Origin of the sequence: Scandinavium lactucae (genome assembly GCF_033843265.1) — a bacterium.
Lineage (GTDB): Bacteria > Pseudomonadota > Gammaproteobacteria > Enterobacterales > Enterobacteriaceae > Scandinavium > Scandinavium lactucae.
The window spans coordinates 67350-84592 of the sequence record NZ_JAWXRD010000040.1 but is presented as its reverse complement, the minus strand read 5'-3'; the positions used below and the strand labels follow the sequence as shown (position 1 = coordinate 84592).

General features: G+C 55.0%; 22 protein-coding genes. 11 read left to right on the top strand and 11 right to left on the bottom strand.

Translation table 11 applies throughout. The annotated features are described in order from the left end of the window. The first annotated feature begins 49 nt into the window (after nucleotides 1–49). The 3 genes from SIK69_RS18070 (at nucleotide 50) to SIK69_RS18060 (ending at nucleotide 2079) form a co-directional block, all read left to right on the top strand. Nucleotides 50–937, top strand: coding sequence for a LysR family transcriptional regulator (locus SIK69_RS18070; protein ID WP_319630478.1), 888 nt, complete (start codon nucleotides 50–52; stop codon nucleotides 935–937). A gap of 153 nt (nucleotides 938–1090) precedes the next feature. Further along, a complete protein-coding gene (gene umuD, locus SIK69_RS18065) occupies nucleotides 1091–1534 on the top strand; it encodes a translesion error-prone DNA polymerase V autoproteolytic subunit (RefSeq protein ID WP_319630479.1) in 444 nt (147 codons plus the stop codon). A 149-nt stretch (nucleotides 1535–1683) separates the two neighbouring features. After that, nucleotides 1684–2079, top strand: coding sequence for a YdeI family stress tolerance OB fold protein (locus SIK69_RS18060; protein ID WP_319630480.1), 396 nt, complete (start codon nucleotides 1684–1686; stop codon nucleotides 2077–2079). 8 nt (nucleotides 2080–2087) lie between these two features. Here the strand turns inward: SIK69_RS18060 and SIK69_RS18055 are convergent, their stop codons facing one another. The 3 genes from SIK69_RS18055 to SIK69_RS18045 form a co-directional block, all read right to left on the bottom strand. Further along, nucleotides 2088–2588, bottom strand: coding sequence for a 2-oxo-tetronate isomerase (locus SIK69_RS18055; RefSeq protein WP_319630481.1), 501 nt, complete (start codon nucleotides 2586–2588; stop codon nucleotides 2088–2090). 139 nt (nucleotides 2589–2727) lie between these two features. Next, the gene (locus SIK69_RS18050; RefSeq protein ID WP_319630482.1) at nucleotides 2728–3174 is read right to left on the bottom strand and encodes a DUF421 domain-containing protein; all 447 of its coding nucleotides are present in this window, start codon (nucleotides 3172–3174) and stop codon (nucleotides 2728–2730) included. A 12-nt stretch (nucleotides 3175–3186) separates the two neighbouring features. Continuing rightward, nucleotides 3187–3699: a hypothetical protein gene (locus SIK69_RS18045; protein WP_319630483.1), complete on the bottom strand. Its 513-nt coding sequence runs from the start codon at nucleotides 3697–3699 to the stop codon at nucleotides 3187–3189. A 527-nt stretch (nucleotides 3700–4226) separates the two neighbouring features. Here SIK69_RS18045 and SIK69_RS18040 point away from each other — a divergent pair. From SIK69_RS18040 to umuC, 3 genes are all read left to right on the top strand, one after another. After that, nucleotides 4227–4409 carry a con-10 family general stress protein gene (locus SIK69_RS18040; protein ID WP_319630484.1) on the top strand — a complete coding sequence of 61 codons (183 nt, stop codon included), beginning with the start codon at nucleotides 4227–4229 and terminating at the stop codon, nucleotides 4407–4409. 101 nt (nucleotides 4410–4510) lie between these two features. Next, complete coding sequence (locus SIK69_RS18035; protein WP_319630485.1) at nucleotides 4511–5002, top strand: YciE/YciF ferroxidase family protein; 492 nt, start codon at nucleotides 4511–4513, stop codon at nucleotides 5000–5002. Nucleotides 5003–5199: 197 nt separating this feature from the next. Beyond that, nucleotides 5200–6453 (top strand): translesion error-prone DNA polymerase V subunit UmuC, encoded by a 1254-nt coding sequence (gene umuC / locus SIK69_RS18030; protein ID WP_319786700.1) that lies wholly within the window; start codon nucleotides 5200–5202, stop codon nucleotides 6451–6453. 27 nt (nucleotides 6454–6480) lie between these two features. On the opposite strand, the gene SIK69_RS18025 is transcribed toward umuC, so the two are convergent. Continuing rightward, a complete protein-coding gene (locus SIK69_RS18025) occupies nucleotides 6481–7422 on the bottom strand; it encodes a DHHA2 domain-containing protein (RefSeq protein WP_319786699.1) in 942 nt (313 codons plus the stop codon). A 75-nt stretch (nucleotides 7423–7497) separates the two neighbouring features. On the opposite strand from SIK69_RS18025, the gene SIK69_RS18020 reads away from it, so the two are divergent. Then, entirely contained in the window at nucleotides 7498–7716 is a 219-nt protein-coding gene (locus tag SIK69_RS18020; RefSeq protein ID WP_319630488.1) for a ParD-like family protein, read from the top strand. Then, a complete protein-coding gene (gene map / locus SIK69_RS18015) occupies nucleotides 7697–8473 on the top strand; it encodes a type I methionyl aminopeptidase (protein WP_319630489.1) in 777 nt (258 codons plus the stop codon). Before SIK69_RS18020 ends, map begins: the two co-directional genes overlap by 20 nt. 31 nt (nucleotides 8474–8504) lie before the next feature. Here the strand turns inward: map and pcaC are convergent, their stop codons facing one another. From pcaC to SIK69_RS17985, 6 genes are read right to left on the bottom strand one after another with little or no spacing between them, the layout of a single operon-like run. Beyond that, the gene (gene pcaC / locus SIK69_RS18010; RefSeq protein WP_319786698.1) at nucleotides 8505–8885 is read right to left on the bottom strand and encodes a 4-carboxymuconolactone decarboxylase; all 381 of its coding nucleotides are present in this window, start codon (nucleotides 8883–8885) and stop codon (nucleotides 8505–8507) included. Next, nucleotides 8886–9641: a 3-oxoadipate enol-lactonase gene (gene pcaD, locus SIK69_RS18005; RefSeq protein WP_319786697.1), complete on the bottom strand. Its 756-nt coding sequence runs from the start codon at nucleotides 9639–9641 to the stop codon at nucleotides 8886–8888. Continuing rightward, nucleotides 9619–10983, bottom strand: coding sequence for a 3-carboxy-cis,cis-muconate cycloisomerase (locus SIK69_RS18000; RefSeq protein WP_319786696.1), 1365 nt, complete (start codon nucleotides 10981–10983; stop codon nucleotides 9619–9621). Before SIK69_RS18000 ends, pcaD begins: the two co-directional genes overlap by 23 nt. A 9-nt stretch (nucleotides 10984–10992) precedes the next feature. Beyond that, nucleotides 10993–12195, bottom strand: coding sequence for a 3-oxoadipyl-CoA thiolase (gene pcaF, locus SIK69_RS17995; protein ID WP_319786695.1), 1203 nt, complete (start codon nucleotides 12193–12195; stop codon nucleotides 10993–10995). A 9-nt stretch (nucleotides 12196–12204) separates the two neighbouring features. Beyond that, entirely contained in the window at nucleotides 12205–12861 is a 657-nt protein-coding gene (locus tag SIK69_RS17990; RefSeq protein WP_319630494.1) for a 3-oxoacid CoA-transferase subunit B, read from the bottom strand. Nucleotides 12862–12871: 10 nt separating this feature from the next. Beyond that, entirely contained in the window at nucleotides 12872–13558 is a 687-nt protein-coding gene (locus SIK69_RS17985; protein ID WP_319786694.1) for a 3-oxoacid CoA-transferase subunit A, read from the bottom strand. Nucleotides 13559–13728: 170 nt separating this feature from the next. On the opposite strand from SIK69_RS17985, the gene SIK69_RS17980 reads away from it, so the two are divergent. Then, nucleotides 13729–14535, top strand: a complete 807-nt coding sequence (locus SIK69_RS17980; protein ID WP_319630496.1) for an IclR family transcriptional regulator domain-containing protein — start codon at nucleotides 13729–13731, stop codon at nucleotides 14533–14535. Here the strand turns inward: SIK69_RS17980 and smrA are convergent. Continuing rightward, nucleotides 14532–15095: a DNA endonuclease SmrA gene (smrA, locus tag SIK69_RS17975; RefSeq protein WP_319630497.1), complete on the bottom strand. Its 564-nt coding sequence runs from the start codon at nucleotides 15093–15095 to the stop codon at nucleotides 14532–14534. The two genes, SIK69_RS17980 and smrA, sit on opposite strands and share 4 nt — an antisense overlap. A gap of 686 nt (nucleotides 15096–15781) precedes the next feature. Here smrA and ogt point away from each other — a divergent pair. Continuing rightward, nucleotides 15782–16297 (top strand): methylated-DNA--[protein]-cysteine S-methyltransferase, encoded by a 516-nt coding sequence (gene ogt / locus SIK69_RS17970; RefSeq protein ID WP_319630498.1) that lies wholly within the window; start codon nucleotides 15782–15784, stop codon nucleotides 16295–16297. Nucleotides 16298–16490: 193 nt separating this feature from the next. Continuing rightward, nucleotides 16491–17243: a fumarate/nitrate reduction transcriptional regulator Fnr gene (fnr, locus tag SIK69_RS17965; RefSeq protein WP_319630499.1), complete on the top strand. Its 753-nt coding sequence runs from the start codon at nucleotides 16491–16493 to the stop codon at nucleotides 17241–17243.

The following is a 17243-nucleotide window of genomic DNA, read 5'->3' as shown; positions in this document are numbered from 1 at the left end:
TTCACACATACCCCATGAAATCGATGGCACTTATAAGCAGAATCATTAAATGAATAATAAGCTCAATGCCATTTCCACCTTTTTACGCGTCGCAGAAGCGGGCTCTTTTTCTGCTGCCGCCCGCCAGAGCGGGATGAAACAATCGGCCATCAGTCAGCAGATCGCGGCCCTCGAGGAAGCACTCGGTGTGGTGTTGCTGCATCGAACCACGCGAGTGATGGTGCTGACCGAACAGGGAGAACGTTACCGACATGATATGCAGATTCTGCTGGACGCCATGCGTGAAGCAGAAAGGCGGCTGAATCCTGCCGAACCTGAATTTCAGGGCAAGGTGCACGTGCAGTTGCCGAGCGGGCTGGGACAGCTTTTTCTGCCCCATCTGCTGTTGCTTCAGAAAATGCATCCCGGATTGCAGCTCAGGCTTTCACTTGATGATCGCCTCGCCGATCTTGTCACGGAACAGGTGGATGTCGCGCTGAGACTGAGCCATGAGCCGCCGAACGCGCATCCGGCGCGCGTGCTGGCGCGTATTGAAACGGCGCTCTTTGCTGCCCCCGATTTTAATCCGGTTCATTCGGTGGACGAGTTGGCTGCCCATCCACACGTACGCTTCAGCGGCATCGGGCCGGACGCGCCGTTACGGTTAGTCTGTGGGGATGAAACTATCGACGTAAAAGTGAATACTGTTTTCCGGGCCAACAACAGTGACGCGCTGTTACAGGCGCTCGAGGCAGGTATCGGTATCGGTGGCATGCAGCGCCCCCTCGCGGCCAGGGCTTTACAATCCGGCAGACTGGTTCCGGTATTACCCGCTTACCGATTACCGGACCGCTTCCTCTATGCCGTCTATCCCGATGCCCGCTTTATCCCGCAGAGGGTCAGAAGCATTATCAGGATGATCGAACAAGTGCTGCCTGAGATAACGGGCAATCGCTAACGGCGGGTAAACCTCCCGACGGCAAGAAAGCGGCCATTTTATTTTGTATTGATCTTCAACGGCTTTCCGGGATCCGCCGTCAGGGCACTTGATCATTCCCATCAATCCCGGCAATACTGTATATATAAACAGTATTTCCGAGGTTGTTTACTGATGAAGCCCATTCCTTCCACTGACACAGAGAGTGCCATCGCCCTGCCGCTCTTTACCGAGCGCGTCTCCTGCGGCTTTCCGAGCCCGGCGGCGGACTATATTGATGAAGCAATCGATCTGGTGAAAAGCCTGATCCCGCATCCCTCTGCCACCTACGTTTTGCGCGTATCAGGCGATTCGATGCGCGATGCAGCGATCGTGCCGGAGTCAATGTTGCTGGTGGATTCCAGCCTGCGGGCAGGCGATGGCGATATCGTGGTGGCCCGTCTGAGCAGCGGATTTACCGTCAAGCGTCTGCGGCTGCACCCTGCCCCACATCTGATGCCGGAGAATCCGGCCTATTCACCGATCCCCCTTCACGAAAGCGACGACGTGCAGATCCTCGGGGTGGTCACCACAGTGATCACTCTGCCGCAGCGGTCTGCCCCGCACAAACAGAAATGAAAGTGTCGCTTTCACCACCAGCTGTATATTTATACAGTTATGCGAAAAATTTTAACATGATGGGTCGCCCCACCGGCCCCTCCATTTGCCAAACGAAATGATAGCGACCAGGCTTAAAGGGATACCTTCTTAAAAACTAAGGAGACACGATGAAGAAAGGCCCGTTAATTATCCTGTTTTGTTTACTCGGTGTGCAAAGCGTTCAGGCGCAAGAAACCGGAGGGCTCAAAGAAAACGTCGCCCCGCCTCCTGCGCATAAAATTGAAGATGGCTATCGCGGAACCGATGATGCACGCGTGATGACCGTCAAATTTGCCAAAACCATGCATGATGGCGCGACGCTTTCCTTACGGGGTAATCTCATCAAGCATAAAGGTGACGATCGCTATGTCTTCCGCGACAAAACGGACACCATCGACGTTATCATCCCGAAAGCCGTTTTTGACGGGCGCGAAGTTCAACCCGATCAGATGATCAGCATCAACGGCAGCCTCGACAAGAAATTGTCACCGCCGGTTGTCCGAATCGACCGTCTTCAAAAATAAACGCCCACTTATGCCCTGGCGGGTTCCGCCAACCGCGACAACAAACCTGTCAGGGCATAAGCAGTGGCTTGGGTAATGACCGCCTCACAATCGCCGTCAAAATGAACACATTCGCTGACGATGTCCGATGGCGATAAGTACCAGGCAAACCAGACGGTTCCGGCTGGTGTGCCATCCTCACCCCCATCAGGCCCGGCATAGCCGCTGACGGCAATGCTCACCTGCGCACCCGTGCGGGTAATTGCCCCTGCTGCCATTTCGGTGACGGTTTCCTGGCTCACGGCGGTATGGTTTTTGAGGGTCAGAGGATGAACACCCAGCACCGCTTCTTTTGCCGCATCGTTAAACGTCACAAACCCCGCCCCGAAGTATAATGGCGTGTCCTCGGCGGCACATAACGTTGACGCGATATGTCCGCCAGTGCAGGATTCTGCGGTGGTAAGCGTCAGCTTTCTGGCAATGAGTAAATGGCCGAGTTGATTGGCGATAACTGTGGTTGAAGTGCTCATCGTGATGTTGTTCTTCCAAAGTTGGCTAGCAGGGACACTCTGTTCAGGCTGGCATATTAAAACGCAACCAATCCTGTACATGCGATACTCATTTTTAGCCCTGATAATCAGGGCCACCATCGAACCTTCACCCCATTGATTATCCTTCGGCGCTCATTATTGAGATGTGTCCATTTTTCTCAAGGATGGCAAATTTTATTTTTTCCAGGTCCGATATCCCCTGGTTGGTTCGTGCTGATATCATAATATCATCCAGAGTAATCCCCGCTTTATTCATCTTGTGATACGCGGGCACACCATTTTCCACAAGAATGATCGGCGATCCATCCAGCATATAGTCTATCCAGTTTGATTTGCGCTTGATATAGCCAAAGAATATATCCGCAATAATCAAGGTGATGATGGTTAACGCGGCACCGGTCACCGAAAAATCATCGCCTAATAACGCCTGTTGTGTCGCTTCGCTGATGATTAATAGCAGAATGAGGTCAAAAGAGGTCATTTGCATCAGCGCCCTTCTGCCTGCAATTCTAAATACGATCAACAAAATAAGGTAGATACCTAAGGCACGAAATACCGTTTCCATGCTGCGCTCCTGTCAGGGATAGATAAATTGGCGAAAAGGGATCGAGTCCTGGTCATCAAGGGAAATACGGATATTTCCCATACCCGCTTTCCGTGGCTGCGTTCCCAACCATATCACCTGTTGATCAATGCCCGGCTTTACGTTGTAAACCATCTTCAGCGCCGCCCCGTCACTGTAAGTTCGTACCGGCACAGGATGTAAGGTTAATATTTCAAACGTGTCCATAAAATCACCATCGAGCACCACGGTATACGTTTTTTTATCCTGTGTATTGACCGTGATTTTCATCGACATATCACTGATGATGCGGCCAAAGCGCTCATACTCAACACTGAGGTTTCCGCTTCGCTTATATCCCTGGCTGATATAGCCTTTCGATAATAGTCCGATTCCCCCGGCCACAACAAAAATGAACAGAAATAGCGTTCCCCATCTTCTGACGCCACTTTCAAAGTGTAACCATTCTATTTTTTCATCTACGGGCTGGCTGCCCTGAGCGTTGTTATCCTTGGGCTGACTGCTCATGTCATCTGTCTCCTGCGCTGAAATTTATCCTGTAGAGAACAAGTATGGCGCAAGTTTTCAGTTTTTCAGCGAAGCCGTCGGCTTCACCCTGGATGAGACAGCAGCGAGTCGGAAGCGGATTTATCCTTGTTCAGAAGTGCGACAATATTTTATCTGCACGCTTCGCCAATTGAGAAAGTTCCTGGTGAAGTTTTATATTTATGGATTATTGCTGTCGATTCAAATGTTACTCCCCTTCAATGTTTGTAAATAAATAAAATACACAAAAAAATATATTTTTATTAACAATAAAATCCCACATTTATTTACTTAGCGCTAAGCCATAGAACTTAAAGGATGTTATCAAAATAGCCCATACCTGGCAGGCGATTACTCACGCTTCGCTTGCTAAAATATTCATCATGCAACATCAATATCTCCAAAACTGATATTTGACCCTGAATCAAACCAGGCTAAATTTATATTTCGACGCGATGAGCATGGTTTGCCCTGTCATCATATTTCTAACGCAATATGAGGAAATCGTTATGGTACAACATAGAGGTGGTTCCGGTAATTTTGCAGAAGATAAAGAAAAAGCCTCCGAAGCAGGACGTAAAGGCGGTCAGCACAGCGGCGGTAGTTTTAAAAACGACCCGCAGCGCGCGTCGGAAGCTGGGCGTAAAGGTGGAGAAAACAGTCACGGAGGCGGACGCAAAGCGGATAAATAGCCGCTGCGTTAAAGGCCACAACCTCACCAGTATGGGTGAATCTGCTCTCCGCTTTGCCCATGCTGCCTTCATTTAATTTAAGAACAGATCCTGGAGCTGTTATGCAGATTAAAACCCTAGAAGATCTCTTCGTACATCTACTTTCAGACACCTACAGTGCAGAGAAGCAGCTAACGCGCGCGCTGCCAAAACTGGCCCGCGCCTCTGAAGATGCAAAATTAAGTGAAGCATTCACCAGCCACCTGGAAGAAACCCGTGGTCATGTCGAGCGTATCGATGGGGTGGTAGACAGCATCCCCGACCTGCGTTTAAAACGTATGAAATGTGTGGCGATGGAGGGGTTGATTGAAGAAGGTCAGGAAATCATCGATGGTATCGATAAAGGTGCGGTACGCGATGCCGGGTTAATTGCCGCAGCGCAAAAGGTAGAGCACTACGAAATAGCCGCTTACGGGACCCTATGTACCCTCGCCGATTTATTAGGTTATCGTGATGCTAAAAAATTGCTTGGGCAAACCCTCGAAGAAGAGAAGACTGCCGATAATAAATTAACCCTACTCGCAGAGTCAGGGATTAATAAGAGTGCCAAATAAGTCATGAATTCTCAGCCCGGCCTAAATAGCCGGGCGATTCTTTTATGCTGGGAAATAGATAATTTCTGTAGCGCGTTTTGTAAAACTAATTTTTCTCAAACATCAACAACATCAAGATACAACCTCCTGACCCCCTTGCTTTACTCTGCCCATACGCGATACTGTATATATATACAGTAAACAGAAAATTATTCACCATGCTCGCACTCGTTGACGTCAACAACTTCTACACCTCCTGCGAAACCGCGTGGCGGCCCGAGCTTATCGGCACGCCGGTGGTGGTGCTGTCCAATAACGACGGCTGCATTATTTCGCGCTCTGCCGAAGCCAAAAAGCTCGGCATCAAAATGGGCGAACCATGGTTTAAGCTGAAATCGGCGCTGGCGCATCAGGGCGTGGTGATCTTCAGCAGCAACTATGCGCTGTACGGCGACATGAGCCATCGGGTAATGAGCACCCTGGAAGAAATCTGCCCGAGAGTTGACGTTTACAGCATTGATGAGGCATTCGCCGATCTGACCGGGATTCAGGAGCTGGAAAAAGTGGGGCGCGCGATCCGCGAGCAGATCTTCCAGCGCACGCTGCTGACGGTCGGGGTCGGGATTGCGCCGACCAAAACGCTCGCCAAACTGGCCAATCATGCGGCAAAAATCTATCCGCAGACCAAAGGCGTGGTCGATCTCTCCTCCCCGGCGCGCCAGCGCAAGCTGATGGCGATCACGCCAGTGGAAGAAGTCTGGGGCGTGGGCCGCAGGCTAAGCAAAAAACTCAATGCGATGGGCATTGATAACACCCTGAAGCTGGCGGACTGCGACCTGTGGTTTATCCGCAAAAATTTCAGCGTGGTGCTGGAGCGTACCGTGCGCGAGCTACGCGGCGAGCCCTGCGTAGCGTTTGAAGAGTATCCCCCGGCGAAACAGGAAATTATCAGCTCGCGCTCGTTCGGTAAACGCACCGGCGACTATCACGAAGTCCGGGAAGGCATCTGCACCTGGGCGGCACGGGCGGCGGAGAAAATGCGCCATGAGCATCAGTTTTGTCGCTACGTCGCGGCGTTCATTAAAAGCAGCCCACACGATGAGCACGAACCCTACTACAGCAACAGCCACGGTATTCGCTTGTTAACCCCAACCCAGGACACCCGCGATATCATCGCCGCCGCCACCCGCTGCCTTGACGTCATCTGGAAACAGGGGCCGCGTTATCAGAAAGCGGGCGTGATGCTGGGGGATTTTTTCAGTCAGGGAGTGGCGCAGCTCAACCTGTTTGACGAGTTTTTCCCGCGTCCCAACGGCGAACAATTGATGTCGCTTATTGATACGCAGAACAAAAAAGGCAACAAGCTGTGGTTCGCCGGTCAGGGGATTTCCCCGGCGTGGACCATGAAGCGCGAGATGCTCTCCCCCGCCTGGACCACCAAACTGAGCGACATTCCCCGCACCATTGACTGAATTCCAACGCGCCAGTCCGGACATCCGTCAGCCTTTAGTCAACGCCAGACGCTCGGTCAGCCAGGGCAGGATCTCCTTTTTGCGGCTGGTCATACCGGGAAGCGGCACCTGGCAAGCCCCCAAGACCTTGTTGTCTGAGAAATACAAAACCGAGTTGTGCTGGGTGATGTCCGTCAGGATAAGCACCACCATATCCAGGGCCGACTGCTGCCTGGCGCGGTCGATTTCCTGTAGCAGCGCCGGTAAGTGAGGATCGATATCTGACATCGCGGCGACTTCAATCTGTGACAGCAAAATCGACAGACCGTGAAGCTGATAATTTTTAGCGTCACGATGAACAAGCTGGGAGGAAGATTGACCGCTAAGATCGGTTTTCGCGGCCAGGAGACCGTCAACGAACGTCTGATAATCCACCTCGACGCTATCCCGCAGGGAGGCCACCGCCTGCCGGTCCTGCGCGGTCGTCGTCGGGCCGGTGAGCGCCACCGTGTCGCTGAGAATAGCCCCCAGCAGCAAGGTGGCCTGCGAGGCGGAAAGTGGCATCGGGCTTTCGCGGGTCAGAATAGCGAGGATAATCGTAGCACTGCACCCGACGGCACGAACCCAGACATCCGGCGGATTACGGGTCACCACCGTCCCAATGCGATGGTGGTCAATGATGCCGATGATATCGCTATCCAGTAGCGTGGGTGGCCCCTGCTCCGCATCGAAAAAATCGACCAGCCAGACCTTTTTATCGGTGAGAGTTTCAGTCAATAAGGCAGGCGGCGAAACGCCCGCCGCATCGAGGATATAACGGGTTTCCGGGGTGAGTTCCCCCAACCGAAAAGGGGTAGCCGGACGGGCGGTAAACGTCAGCCAGTCGGCCACCACCAGCGCGCTGCAAATACTGTCGCTGTCAGGATTACGATGACCAAAGACATGGATCATCGACTCACTTTCTGCGGGAACGGGATGTTGCGTTTTCATAGCGATACACTCGGCGTGACATTACGTGACGAAAGATATACGCTTTATATATATTTCATTATGGTGTGTATATCTATGGGTATCGTCAAAATCTCCGATCTGCTCCACGAAGACATTCGTGACGCCAGCAAAGCGATGTCGCGTTCAGTCAATGCACAGGCTGAATACTGGATGCGCCTCGGCATGATGAGCGAGCTGTATCCGGAACTTAACTATCAGCAAATCAAAATGATGATGCTGAAATCAGGCTCAGACCGTTTGCTGGAGGTTATCAATGCCATCAATTCTCATTAAAACCCCGGAAGAACTCGCGATCCAACGCCGCGCCGGTGAACTACTGGCCTCGGTGTTTGAGATGCTTGACGCGCGGATCGTACCGGGTGTGTCCACCCTGCAAATCAACGATTGGGCCGAAGCGTTTATCGTCAACGATCTGCAGTCGCGCCCCGCCAGCAAGGGGCAGTACGATTTTCCGTATGTGCTGAATACCTCGGTCAACGACGTGGTGTGCCACGGCATTCCGAAGACCACCGAGCACCTGAAATCCGGGGCGATTGTGAACGTCGATATCACCCTGGAAAAAGACGGTCTGATTGCCGATTCCAGCAAAATGTACCTGATTGGTGACGTCTCCCCGCTGGCTCGTCGGCTGGTGAACAAGACCTACGAAGCGATGTGGAAAGGCATTAAAGCCGTGAAGCCGGGCGCGACGCTGGGCGATATCGGGCACGCCATTCAGTCGTATGTTGAAAGCAACGGCTATAGCGTGGTGAGGGAATATTGCGGGCACGGCATCGGACGAGAGATGCATGAAGAGCCGCAGGTGCTGCACTACGGCAAACCCGGCGATGGAGAGGTGCTGCGCGAAGGGATGGTGTTCACGATCGAACCGATGGTTAATCAGGGCGACAGCAAAATCAAAACCAAAAAAGACGGCTGGACGGTGGTCACCCGCGACAAAAAGCTGTCGGCTCAGTGGGAACACACCATCGCCGTCACCGCCGACGGCTTCGAAGTGTTAACGTTGCGCAAAGGTGAAACGATCCCGTAGGCGCGAGCAAGCGCTGCGCCGCCGGGCATTGTTACGCATCTAACTCATCAAACACCTGCTGCGCCAGATGCAGCGTGGCGTTGGCGGCCGGAAGGCCGCAGTACAGCGCCGAGTGCATGATCAGCTCTTTGAGTTCATCGCGGGTGACACCGTTATTAAACGCCGCCCGCAGGTGCATTTTCAGTTCCGCTTCACGGTTGAGCGCAATCAACATCGCAATGGTTATCAGGCTGCGGGTGTGGTGGCTAAGCCCCGGACGCGTCCAGGTTTCTCCCCATGCATAGCGGGTGATGAAGTTCTGAAACTCCTCATTGAGCGGCGACAGGTTGTCAAGGGTGCGGTCCACGTGGGCATCGCCAAGGACCTTGCGGCGCACCTCCATCCCCTGCTTATAACGCGCTTCATCGTCCATTTATTGCCCCCGGAAATAGGTCAGCAGCGCGGCGGTAAACTCGTCGGCGGCTTCCACGTTAGAAAGATGCGACGCAGGCAGCGTCACGCGTTGGCTGCCCGCAATATTTTTGTAGAGATAGTCGGCGTCGGCAACGGTAGTCACCGGATCGTTTTGTCCGGCAATGATCAGCACTGGCGCAGTAATGGCGCTCACTTCGGCGCGTAAATCGGCGGCGGCCAGCGCTTCACATCCTTCGGCGTAGCCCTCCGGATCCATATGCGTCAGTTGATGAACCAGCTGTTCCACCACTTCCGGCGCGTGCTGACGAAAAGCCGGGGTAAACCAGCGGTCAGCCGTTCCGGCCGCAACCACTTCCATCCCCTCCTGACGCACCGCGCGGGCCCGCGAAAGCCAGCTGGCCTGATCGCCAATTTTTGCCGCGGTGTTGGCGAGCGCAAAACCGTAAAAACGATCAGGGGCAAAACGCGCCAGCCACAGTCCGGTCAGGCCGCCGACGGAAATCCCGCAGAAACACGCTTTGTCGATGTGCAGGTGATCGAGAAGCGAAATCACGTCCTCGCCCAGCTGCGCAAGGCTCACTTTGCCGCGCTTGGTCGTTTGTCCGTGCCCGTGAGTATCGTAGCGCAGCACGCGAAAATGGGCGCGGAGGGCCGCCAGTTGCGGCTCCCACAGCGACAGCGTGGTGCCCATCGAGTTGGACAGCACCAGCACTGGTGCGTTTTCCGGGCCATCAATCTGATAATGAATCGTCATGGCGTTGCTCCTGATACCGCGTCAGAACCTGACGCACAAAATGCCGGGCGCTGCCGGTGGCCGTAGACGGGTCCAGCAGCGCAGTAAGTTCAGCCGAAGAAAAATGCATAGTGATACGGGCGTTCTGTTCCAGAAGGTGCAGCAGCGGACGCTTCTGCTCCAGCGCTTGATGGCACAACGTCTCTACCAGATGATGCGCATCCTGCTTGCCGATGTGTTTCGCCAGCGCCAGGGTGACGGCTTCAGCCATGATCAGGCCGTGGGTGATATCGAGGTCAGCGCGCATTTTGGCGGTATCGACCTGCATCCCGCGCACCAGTTGTTCGCTCTGATCCATCACCGCTCCGCTCAAGGTCAGCAGTTCAGGCAGCACTTCCCACTCTGCCTGCCAGCCGCCGAGCGCCCGTTCATGCTGCTGAATTTGGCTGGCGTACAGCGTAGCCATCAAACCCGGAGTGCGCTGCGCGGCGGTGAGAATTGCCGCGCAGCCGACCGGATTGCGTTTATGTGGCATGGTGGAAGAACCGCCGCGTCCAGGGGCCGTGGGTTCGCTGACTTCTGCCACTTCGGTTTGCATCAGCAGTGCAAAATCGTTGGCAAATTTCCCGAGTGTGCCGCACACGCCCGCGTACCAGTGACCGACCTCGAGCAGCCGATCGCGCTGGCTGTGCCAGGGCGTATCCGGCAGCGTCAGACTCAACTCTTTTGCCAGCGCCTGCGCCACCGCCGGGCCGTTTTGATTGAGCGACGCCAGGGTGCCCGCCGCACCGCCAAACTGTAAGGTCAGCACATTATCTTGCAGGTCGCGCAAGCGTCGCTGCCAGCGTAGCAAGGCATCCAGCGTACCCGCCAGTTTGAGGCCAAAGGTGACCGGCAGCGCATGTTGCATCCAGGTACGACCGGGCATAACCGTGTCGCGATGCGCTTCAGTTTGTTCGGCGAGCGCGGCTAACAGCGAACTCAGCATGGCGTCAGTTTTGAGCAACGCCTGACGCAGTTGCAGCACAAACCCGGTATCGATCGCGTCCTGGCTGGTCGCCCCCCAATGTACATACCGGGCGGCCTCGACATCATGCTGTTTCACCTGAGCGGTCAGCTGTTTAACCAGCGGGATCGCCAGGTTGCCTGCGCTGGCGGCGGCGTCAGCCAGCGCAGGTAAATCGATGTTCTGTACGTCACAGGCGCGTTCAATCGCCGCCACGGCAGAGCCCGGGATCACGTTACACTGTGCTTCGGCCCGCGCCAGTGCGGCCTCAAAATCGAGCATCCCCTGCACGGTTTGCGTATCGCTAAACATTGCTGTCAGCGCGCTACCGCGCAACAACGGGGTCAACACATCCATTCCTGCTCCTTAAACCCGTTCAATAATCAGCGCAATCCCCTGACCAACGCCGATACACATGGTGCACAGCGCGTAGCGCCCGCCGGTGCGTTTCAGCTGATAGGCAGCGGTCATCGCCAGCCGTCCACCCGACGCCCCCAGCGGATGCCCCAGTGCAATCGCCCCGCCGTTCGGATTGACGTGGGCCGCGTCATCCGCCAGCCCCAGGGAGCGAGTTACCGCCAGCGCCTGAGCGGCAAAGGCTTCATTCAGTTCTATCACATCCATCTGCGCCAGCGTCAAGCCGGTTTGTGCCAGCACTTTGCGTACCGCAGGCGACGGGCCAAAGCCCATAATGCGCGGTGCAACGCCTGCCGCCGCAATGCCCACTATCCGCGCCAGAGGCTGTAAATCATGGCGGGTTAGCGCCTGTTCGCTCGCCAGCAGCAGCGCACATGCCCCATCATTCACGCCGGAGGCATTGCCCGCCGTGACGCTGCCGTCGGCACGCACCACCCCTTTCAGTTTAGCCAGTGATTCCAGCGAGGTCGTGCGCGGGTGCTCATCGCGCTCAAAATTCAGGGCGTCGCCTTTACGTTGTGGCACCGACACCGCGATCAGTTCGTCGGCAAACAGCCCTTTCTCCTGCGCCAGCGCGGTACGCTGCTGGCTGCGTAAAGCGAAAGCATCCTGGTCGGCACGTGAAATGCCAAACTCTTGCGCCACGTTTTCCGCCGTTTCGGGCATCGAATCGACGCCATAGTGCGCTTTCATCAGCGGGTTGATAAACCGCCAGCCGATGGTGGTGTCTTCCATTTTCATGCTGCGACTGTAGGCGCTATCGGCCTTACCCATCACGAACGGCGCGCGGGACATGCTTTCCACGCCCCCGGCGATCATCAGCTGCGTTTCACCGCTTTTAATCGCCCTGGCCGCAATGCCGATGGCATCGAGGCTGGAGCCACACAGGCGGTTGATGGTGCTGCCCGGAACGCTTTCCGGCAGCCCGGCCAGCAGCAGCGCCATCCGCGCCACGTTGCGGTTATCTTCCCCGGCCTGATTGGCACAGCCGTAAATCACATCGTCGATGTGTGCCGGATCCAGCCCCGGATTTCGCGCCAGCAACGCTTTCAACGGCAGCGCAGCCAAATCATCGGCACGCACGCTGGCCAACGTACCACCAAAACGCCCGAACGGGGTGCGCACCGCGTCGCAGATATAAGCCTGAGTCATGATGATTCCTTATGCGCTGTGCGCCAGCTGGCTGAAAATCAGTTTCACCGGCGTGAGCCGCTGTAACTCTTCAAAAGAGAGACCGTTGAAAATTTCCCGTACCGTCGGGCCTTCAGGGGTGATGTCGATAACGGCGAGGTCGGTATAAATGCGGCTGACGCATGCCACCCCGGTCAGCGGATAGCTACAGTGTTCCACCAGCTTACATTCGCCGTCGCGGGTCAGGTGATCCATCATCACGAACACCTGCCGGGCACCAATCGCCAGATCCATCGCCCCGCCGACCGCCGGAATAGCGTCGGGTGCGCCGGTGCTCCAGTTGGCTAAATCACCACTGGCGGAGACCTGGTATGCGCCAAGCACGCAGATATCAAGATGGCCGCCGCGCATCATGGCAAACGAGTCACCGTGATGGAAAAAGCAGCCGCCGGGCAACAGGGTCACGTACTCTTTCCCGGCGTTGATCAACTCCGGATCTTCTTCACCCGGCTGTGGTTTTGGCCCCATACCCAGTAGGCCGTTTTCGCTGTGCAGGAAGATTTCTTTATCCGCCGGAAGGTAGTTGGCGATTCGGGTCGGCAGGCCGATACCCAGATTAACGTAAGCGCCTTCGGGAATATCCTGCGCCACGCGTTTTGCCATCTCGTCTCGGGTCAGTTTTTGCATCGTCTGTTCCTCAGGCACTTTTGGCCGCAGTCAGGTTAGCCAGCGAGTACACACGCTGAACGAAGATCCCCGGCGTAATGACGTGTTCCGGGTCAAGTTCCCCCAACGGCACAATGTCTGACACTTCCGCCACGGTGATTTTTGCCGCGGTAGCCATAATCGGCCCGAAATTGCGCGCCGCTTTGCGATAAACCAGGTTGCCCCAGCGATCCGCCCGATGAGCTTTGATCAACGCGAAATCCGCGCGGATCGGGTATTCGAGCACGTAATGACGACCGTCGATTTCGCGGGTTTCTTTGCCTTCCGCCAGCGGAGTGCCATAGCCGGTGGGGGTGAACACCGCGCCCAGCCCGGCACCCGCCGCCTGAATACGCGCCGCCAGATTGCCCTGCGGAACCAGCTCCAGCTCCACTTTGCCGCGGCGATAGAGGTCGTCGAAAATCTGCGAATCGACCTGACGCGGGAACGAGCAGATCATTTTGCGCACCCGCCCGGCTTTTAGCAGCGCCGCCAGGCCCACTTCGCCGTTACCGGCATTGTTGTTGATGATGGTGAGGTCGCGGGCACCCTGTTCAATCAGGGCATCAATCAGGAAGGTCGGCTGTCCGGCGGGGCCGAAGCCACCAATCATGATGGTGGCACCGTCGGGGATCCCGGCGATGGCCTGTTCCGGCGTCGGGACGCTTTTGTCGATCATCAGGTCGCTCCTTGTTGTGCGGTTATCGCACTTTTATGCGTTGTTCGCACAAAATGTGACCCGCTTAACGATGTCGGTCAAGGGCGATAATCGAAATATGGTGCGATTATCGAACATCCTGTATCTTTGTCTTCAGAATGTGATCGCAGGCAAACGCGGAGACAAAAAAGATGACCAAACATCCCGACGATGTGCTGAACGGCGAGAGTGACCCGTTTAAAGGTGACCCGAATTATATGGCCTCGCTGGCCCGTGGGCTGGAGGTGATCCAGGCCTTTACCCCGCAGCGCCCGGTGCTGTCGATTTCCCAAATCAGTCAGAAAACCGGCATTCCGCGCGCCGCGGTGCGGCGCTGCCTGTACACCCTCGGCAAGCTGGGATTTGTGTACGCGGAAGACGGAAAAAACTTTCAGTTACGCCCACGCATTTTGTCGCTGGGCCACGCCTGGCTGGCCTCCACGCCGCTGGCACGTTCGGCGCAGCCGGTGCTCAAACACCTGAGTGAAATGCTGAACGAATCCTGTTCTATCGCCACCCTGGACGGGGACGATATTTTGTACATCGCGCGGGCATCGAGTTCCCGAATCATGACCATCGACCTGGATATCGGCAGCCGTCTGCCCGCATGGGCCACCTCGATGGGCCGGGTGTTATTGAGCCACCAGCCGGAAGAGAAGCTGAACGATATGCTGGCGCGGGTGACAATGATTCGTTACACCCCGCAGACGGTTGATTCGGTGAGTAAACTACGCACGGAGCTGAAGCGCGTACGCCAGCAGGGCTACGCGCTCAACGATCAGGAATTGGAGATGGGGTTACGTTCGCTGGCGGTGCCGCTGTTTAATCCGCAGGGGCATTGTGTGGCGGCGCTTAACGTCGGGGTGCATGCAGGTCAGGTCTCCGCCAGCGAGATGGTCGAGCGCGTGCTGCCGGAATTGCAGAAAGCGGCGAAAGAACTGACCCTGCTGTTGCGCTAGCGGCTGCGTTTAGCGTGACGCTCCCAGTTATCCTGTTTTGCCTGCTCTGATTTTTTCAGCGCCACATAACATGCCCCGCTGCCGCCGTGATGCGGCAGTGCGCTACAAAACGCCTGCACGTCGTCAAACTCGGTCAGCCAGCGCGCCAGATAACTGCGAATAATGTTGGCGTGCGAATTATCGGCCTTACCTTTGCCGTGGACCACCAGCACATTACGTAAACCGTCCTGACGCGCCTGATGGATAAACGCAAACAGCAGCTGCCGGCTCTGCTCTACCGACTGACGCAACAGGGTCAAACTGGCCTGTTGGCTGTATTTTCCCAGACGCAGCTTATCCAGCACGCCGTTTTGCAGCCCTTCGCGCTTGAACTCCAGCGGCGTACCAAGCGGCACAATATCGAGAAAACCGGTGGTGAGAAAGTTATCCAGTTGAAGCGTGTCGATCCGCTGTGGCGAACGGTTATTGCGGCTGGGCTGCCAGTGAACATCGTGGCCGCGCTTCAGGGGCTGGACATCCTCCATGGCGTCAAGAAACAGAAATTTGTCGTCAGGGTTCATCTTCACCTCCTCCTGCTGCAACGGCGACTGCTGAAAAACTACTATAGCCGCGCCCTGCCTCACGCTCAACGCGTTTTGGAATTCTGGAAACTGATTGCTGAAAGAATATATTCTGGGATAAATTTTAACCAAATGGGGAATATCGACAGTTAACCTGTACTAAACTAAAATTTATGCAGGGTAACATGCAAAAAATAATGTTAGGAAAGCGTGAAATCTATCACCTAAAAGTACTGGTATTTACGTCCAGATTCGCTATAACTGTAATACCTGCACGGGGAGTCAATTGCAGGGTCACGTTATGGAAATATTGCTGTGTATACTGCGGGGTCTGGCGGATGTCGACAGATCCTGTTTTTTTATACGTTGAATATACTCACGCCTGAAATAACCCCATCCACGGTTAACACTTCGCTATTTTCACGCGACGACTGAATTATTCTTGCCGCTGGTAATAATAATCCCTTCGGCTCAACAGATCTGTTCTGGACAATATCGTCACCTTTTTATTTATATGATATTTCAACCACCAACCCGCGATTGTAACGCTACTGATAATAACTATTAATAGTAAAATCCAGCTCACCCTCTGGGGTAATTCTATGGTTGCTGAGATGGGTGGCATGCTATCTTGTCAGCCTCCCATTGGGCCGGGAATGATCCCCCGACTGAACCAAGGAATCGTGATGCTAAGACTGCTGGAAGATAAAATTGCGACCCCGCTCGGGTCGCTGTGGATCCTGTGCGATGAAGCGTTCAATCTGCGCGCTGTCGAGTGGGAAGAACATAGTGACCGGATGGAGCAATTGTTGGCGCTGCACTATCGAACCGAAGGCTATGAGCGCATTGCCGCCAGCGATCCCAATGGCTTAAGTCGTAAGATGAAAGATTATTTCGACGGCGATCTGAGCGTCATAGATGCCCTGCCCAGCGCCACCGCTGGCACGCCGTTTCAGCGCGAGGTCTGGCAGGCGCTGCGCTCCATTCCCTGTGGGCAGGTGATGCATTACGGCGAGCTTGCCGAGCAGTTGGGCCGACCGGGTGCGGCCCGTGCTGTAGGGGCCGCCAATGGCTCAAACCCTGTCAGCGTGGTAGTACCCTGCCACCGGGTCATCGGGCGCAACGGCACCCTGACCGGTTATGCCGGCGGCGTACAGCGTAAAGAGTGGTTGTTGCGCCATGAAGGCTATCTGTTACTTTGATTTTTCGTGCCTTTCTGGAATTTTTAGGGAGTTTATAAGTAATTCATTCCAGCTTAAAATCATAGATTTCATAGGGATATGCGCATTTTATCATTTCCCCTGCATATATTGCGTGAATCGAGGTGTCGAGGCTTACTTGCTCCACAAAAAGATGTTAAAATTGACCAATATCAATTAAAGCCTGAGCAAATCTATGATCCCGGAAAAGCGAATTATTCGACGCATCCAGTCTGGCGGTTGTGCTATCCACTGCCAGGATTGCAGCATCAGCCAGCTCTGCATCCCGTTCACCCTCAATGAACATGAGCTCGATCAGCTTGATAATATCATCGAGCGTAAAAAGCCGATTCAGAAGGGTCAGACCCTTTTCAAAGCAGGCGATGAGCTGAAATCCCTGTATGCCATTCGTTCCGGGACCATCAAAAGCTACACCATCACCGAACAAGGCGACGAGCAAATCACCGGCTTCCATCTGGCGGGCGATTTAGTCGGCTTTGATGCCATCGGCACCGCCCATCACCCGAGCTTTGCTCAGGCGCTGGAAACGTCAATGGTCTGTGAAATCCCGTTTGAAACGTTGGACGATCTGTCCGGTAAGATGCCAAACCTGCGTCAGCAGATGATGCGTCTGATGAGCGGCGAAATCAAAGGCGACCAGGATATGATCCTGCTGCTGTCGAAGAAAAACGCGGAAGAGCGCCTGGCGGCGTTTATCTATAACCTCTCGCGTCGTTTCGCCGAACGGGGTTTCTCTCCGCGTGAGTTCCGTCTGACCATGACCCGGGGCGACATCGGTAACTATCTCGGTCTGACGGTGGAAACCATCAGTCGTCTGCTGGGTCGCTTCCAGAAAAGCGGCATGCTGGCGGTGAAAGGGAAGTACATCACCATCGAAAATAGCGATGCGCTGGCCATTCTCGCTGGCCACGCCCGCAACGTCGCCTGA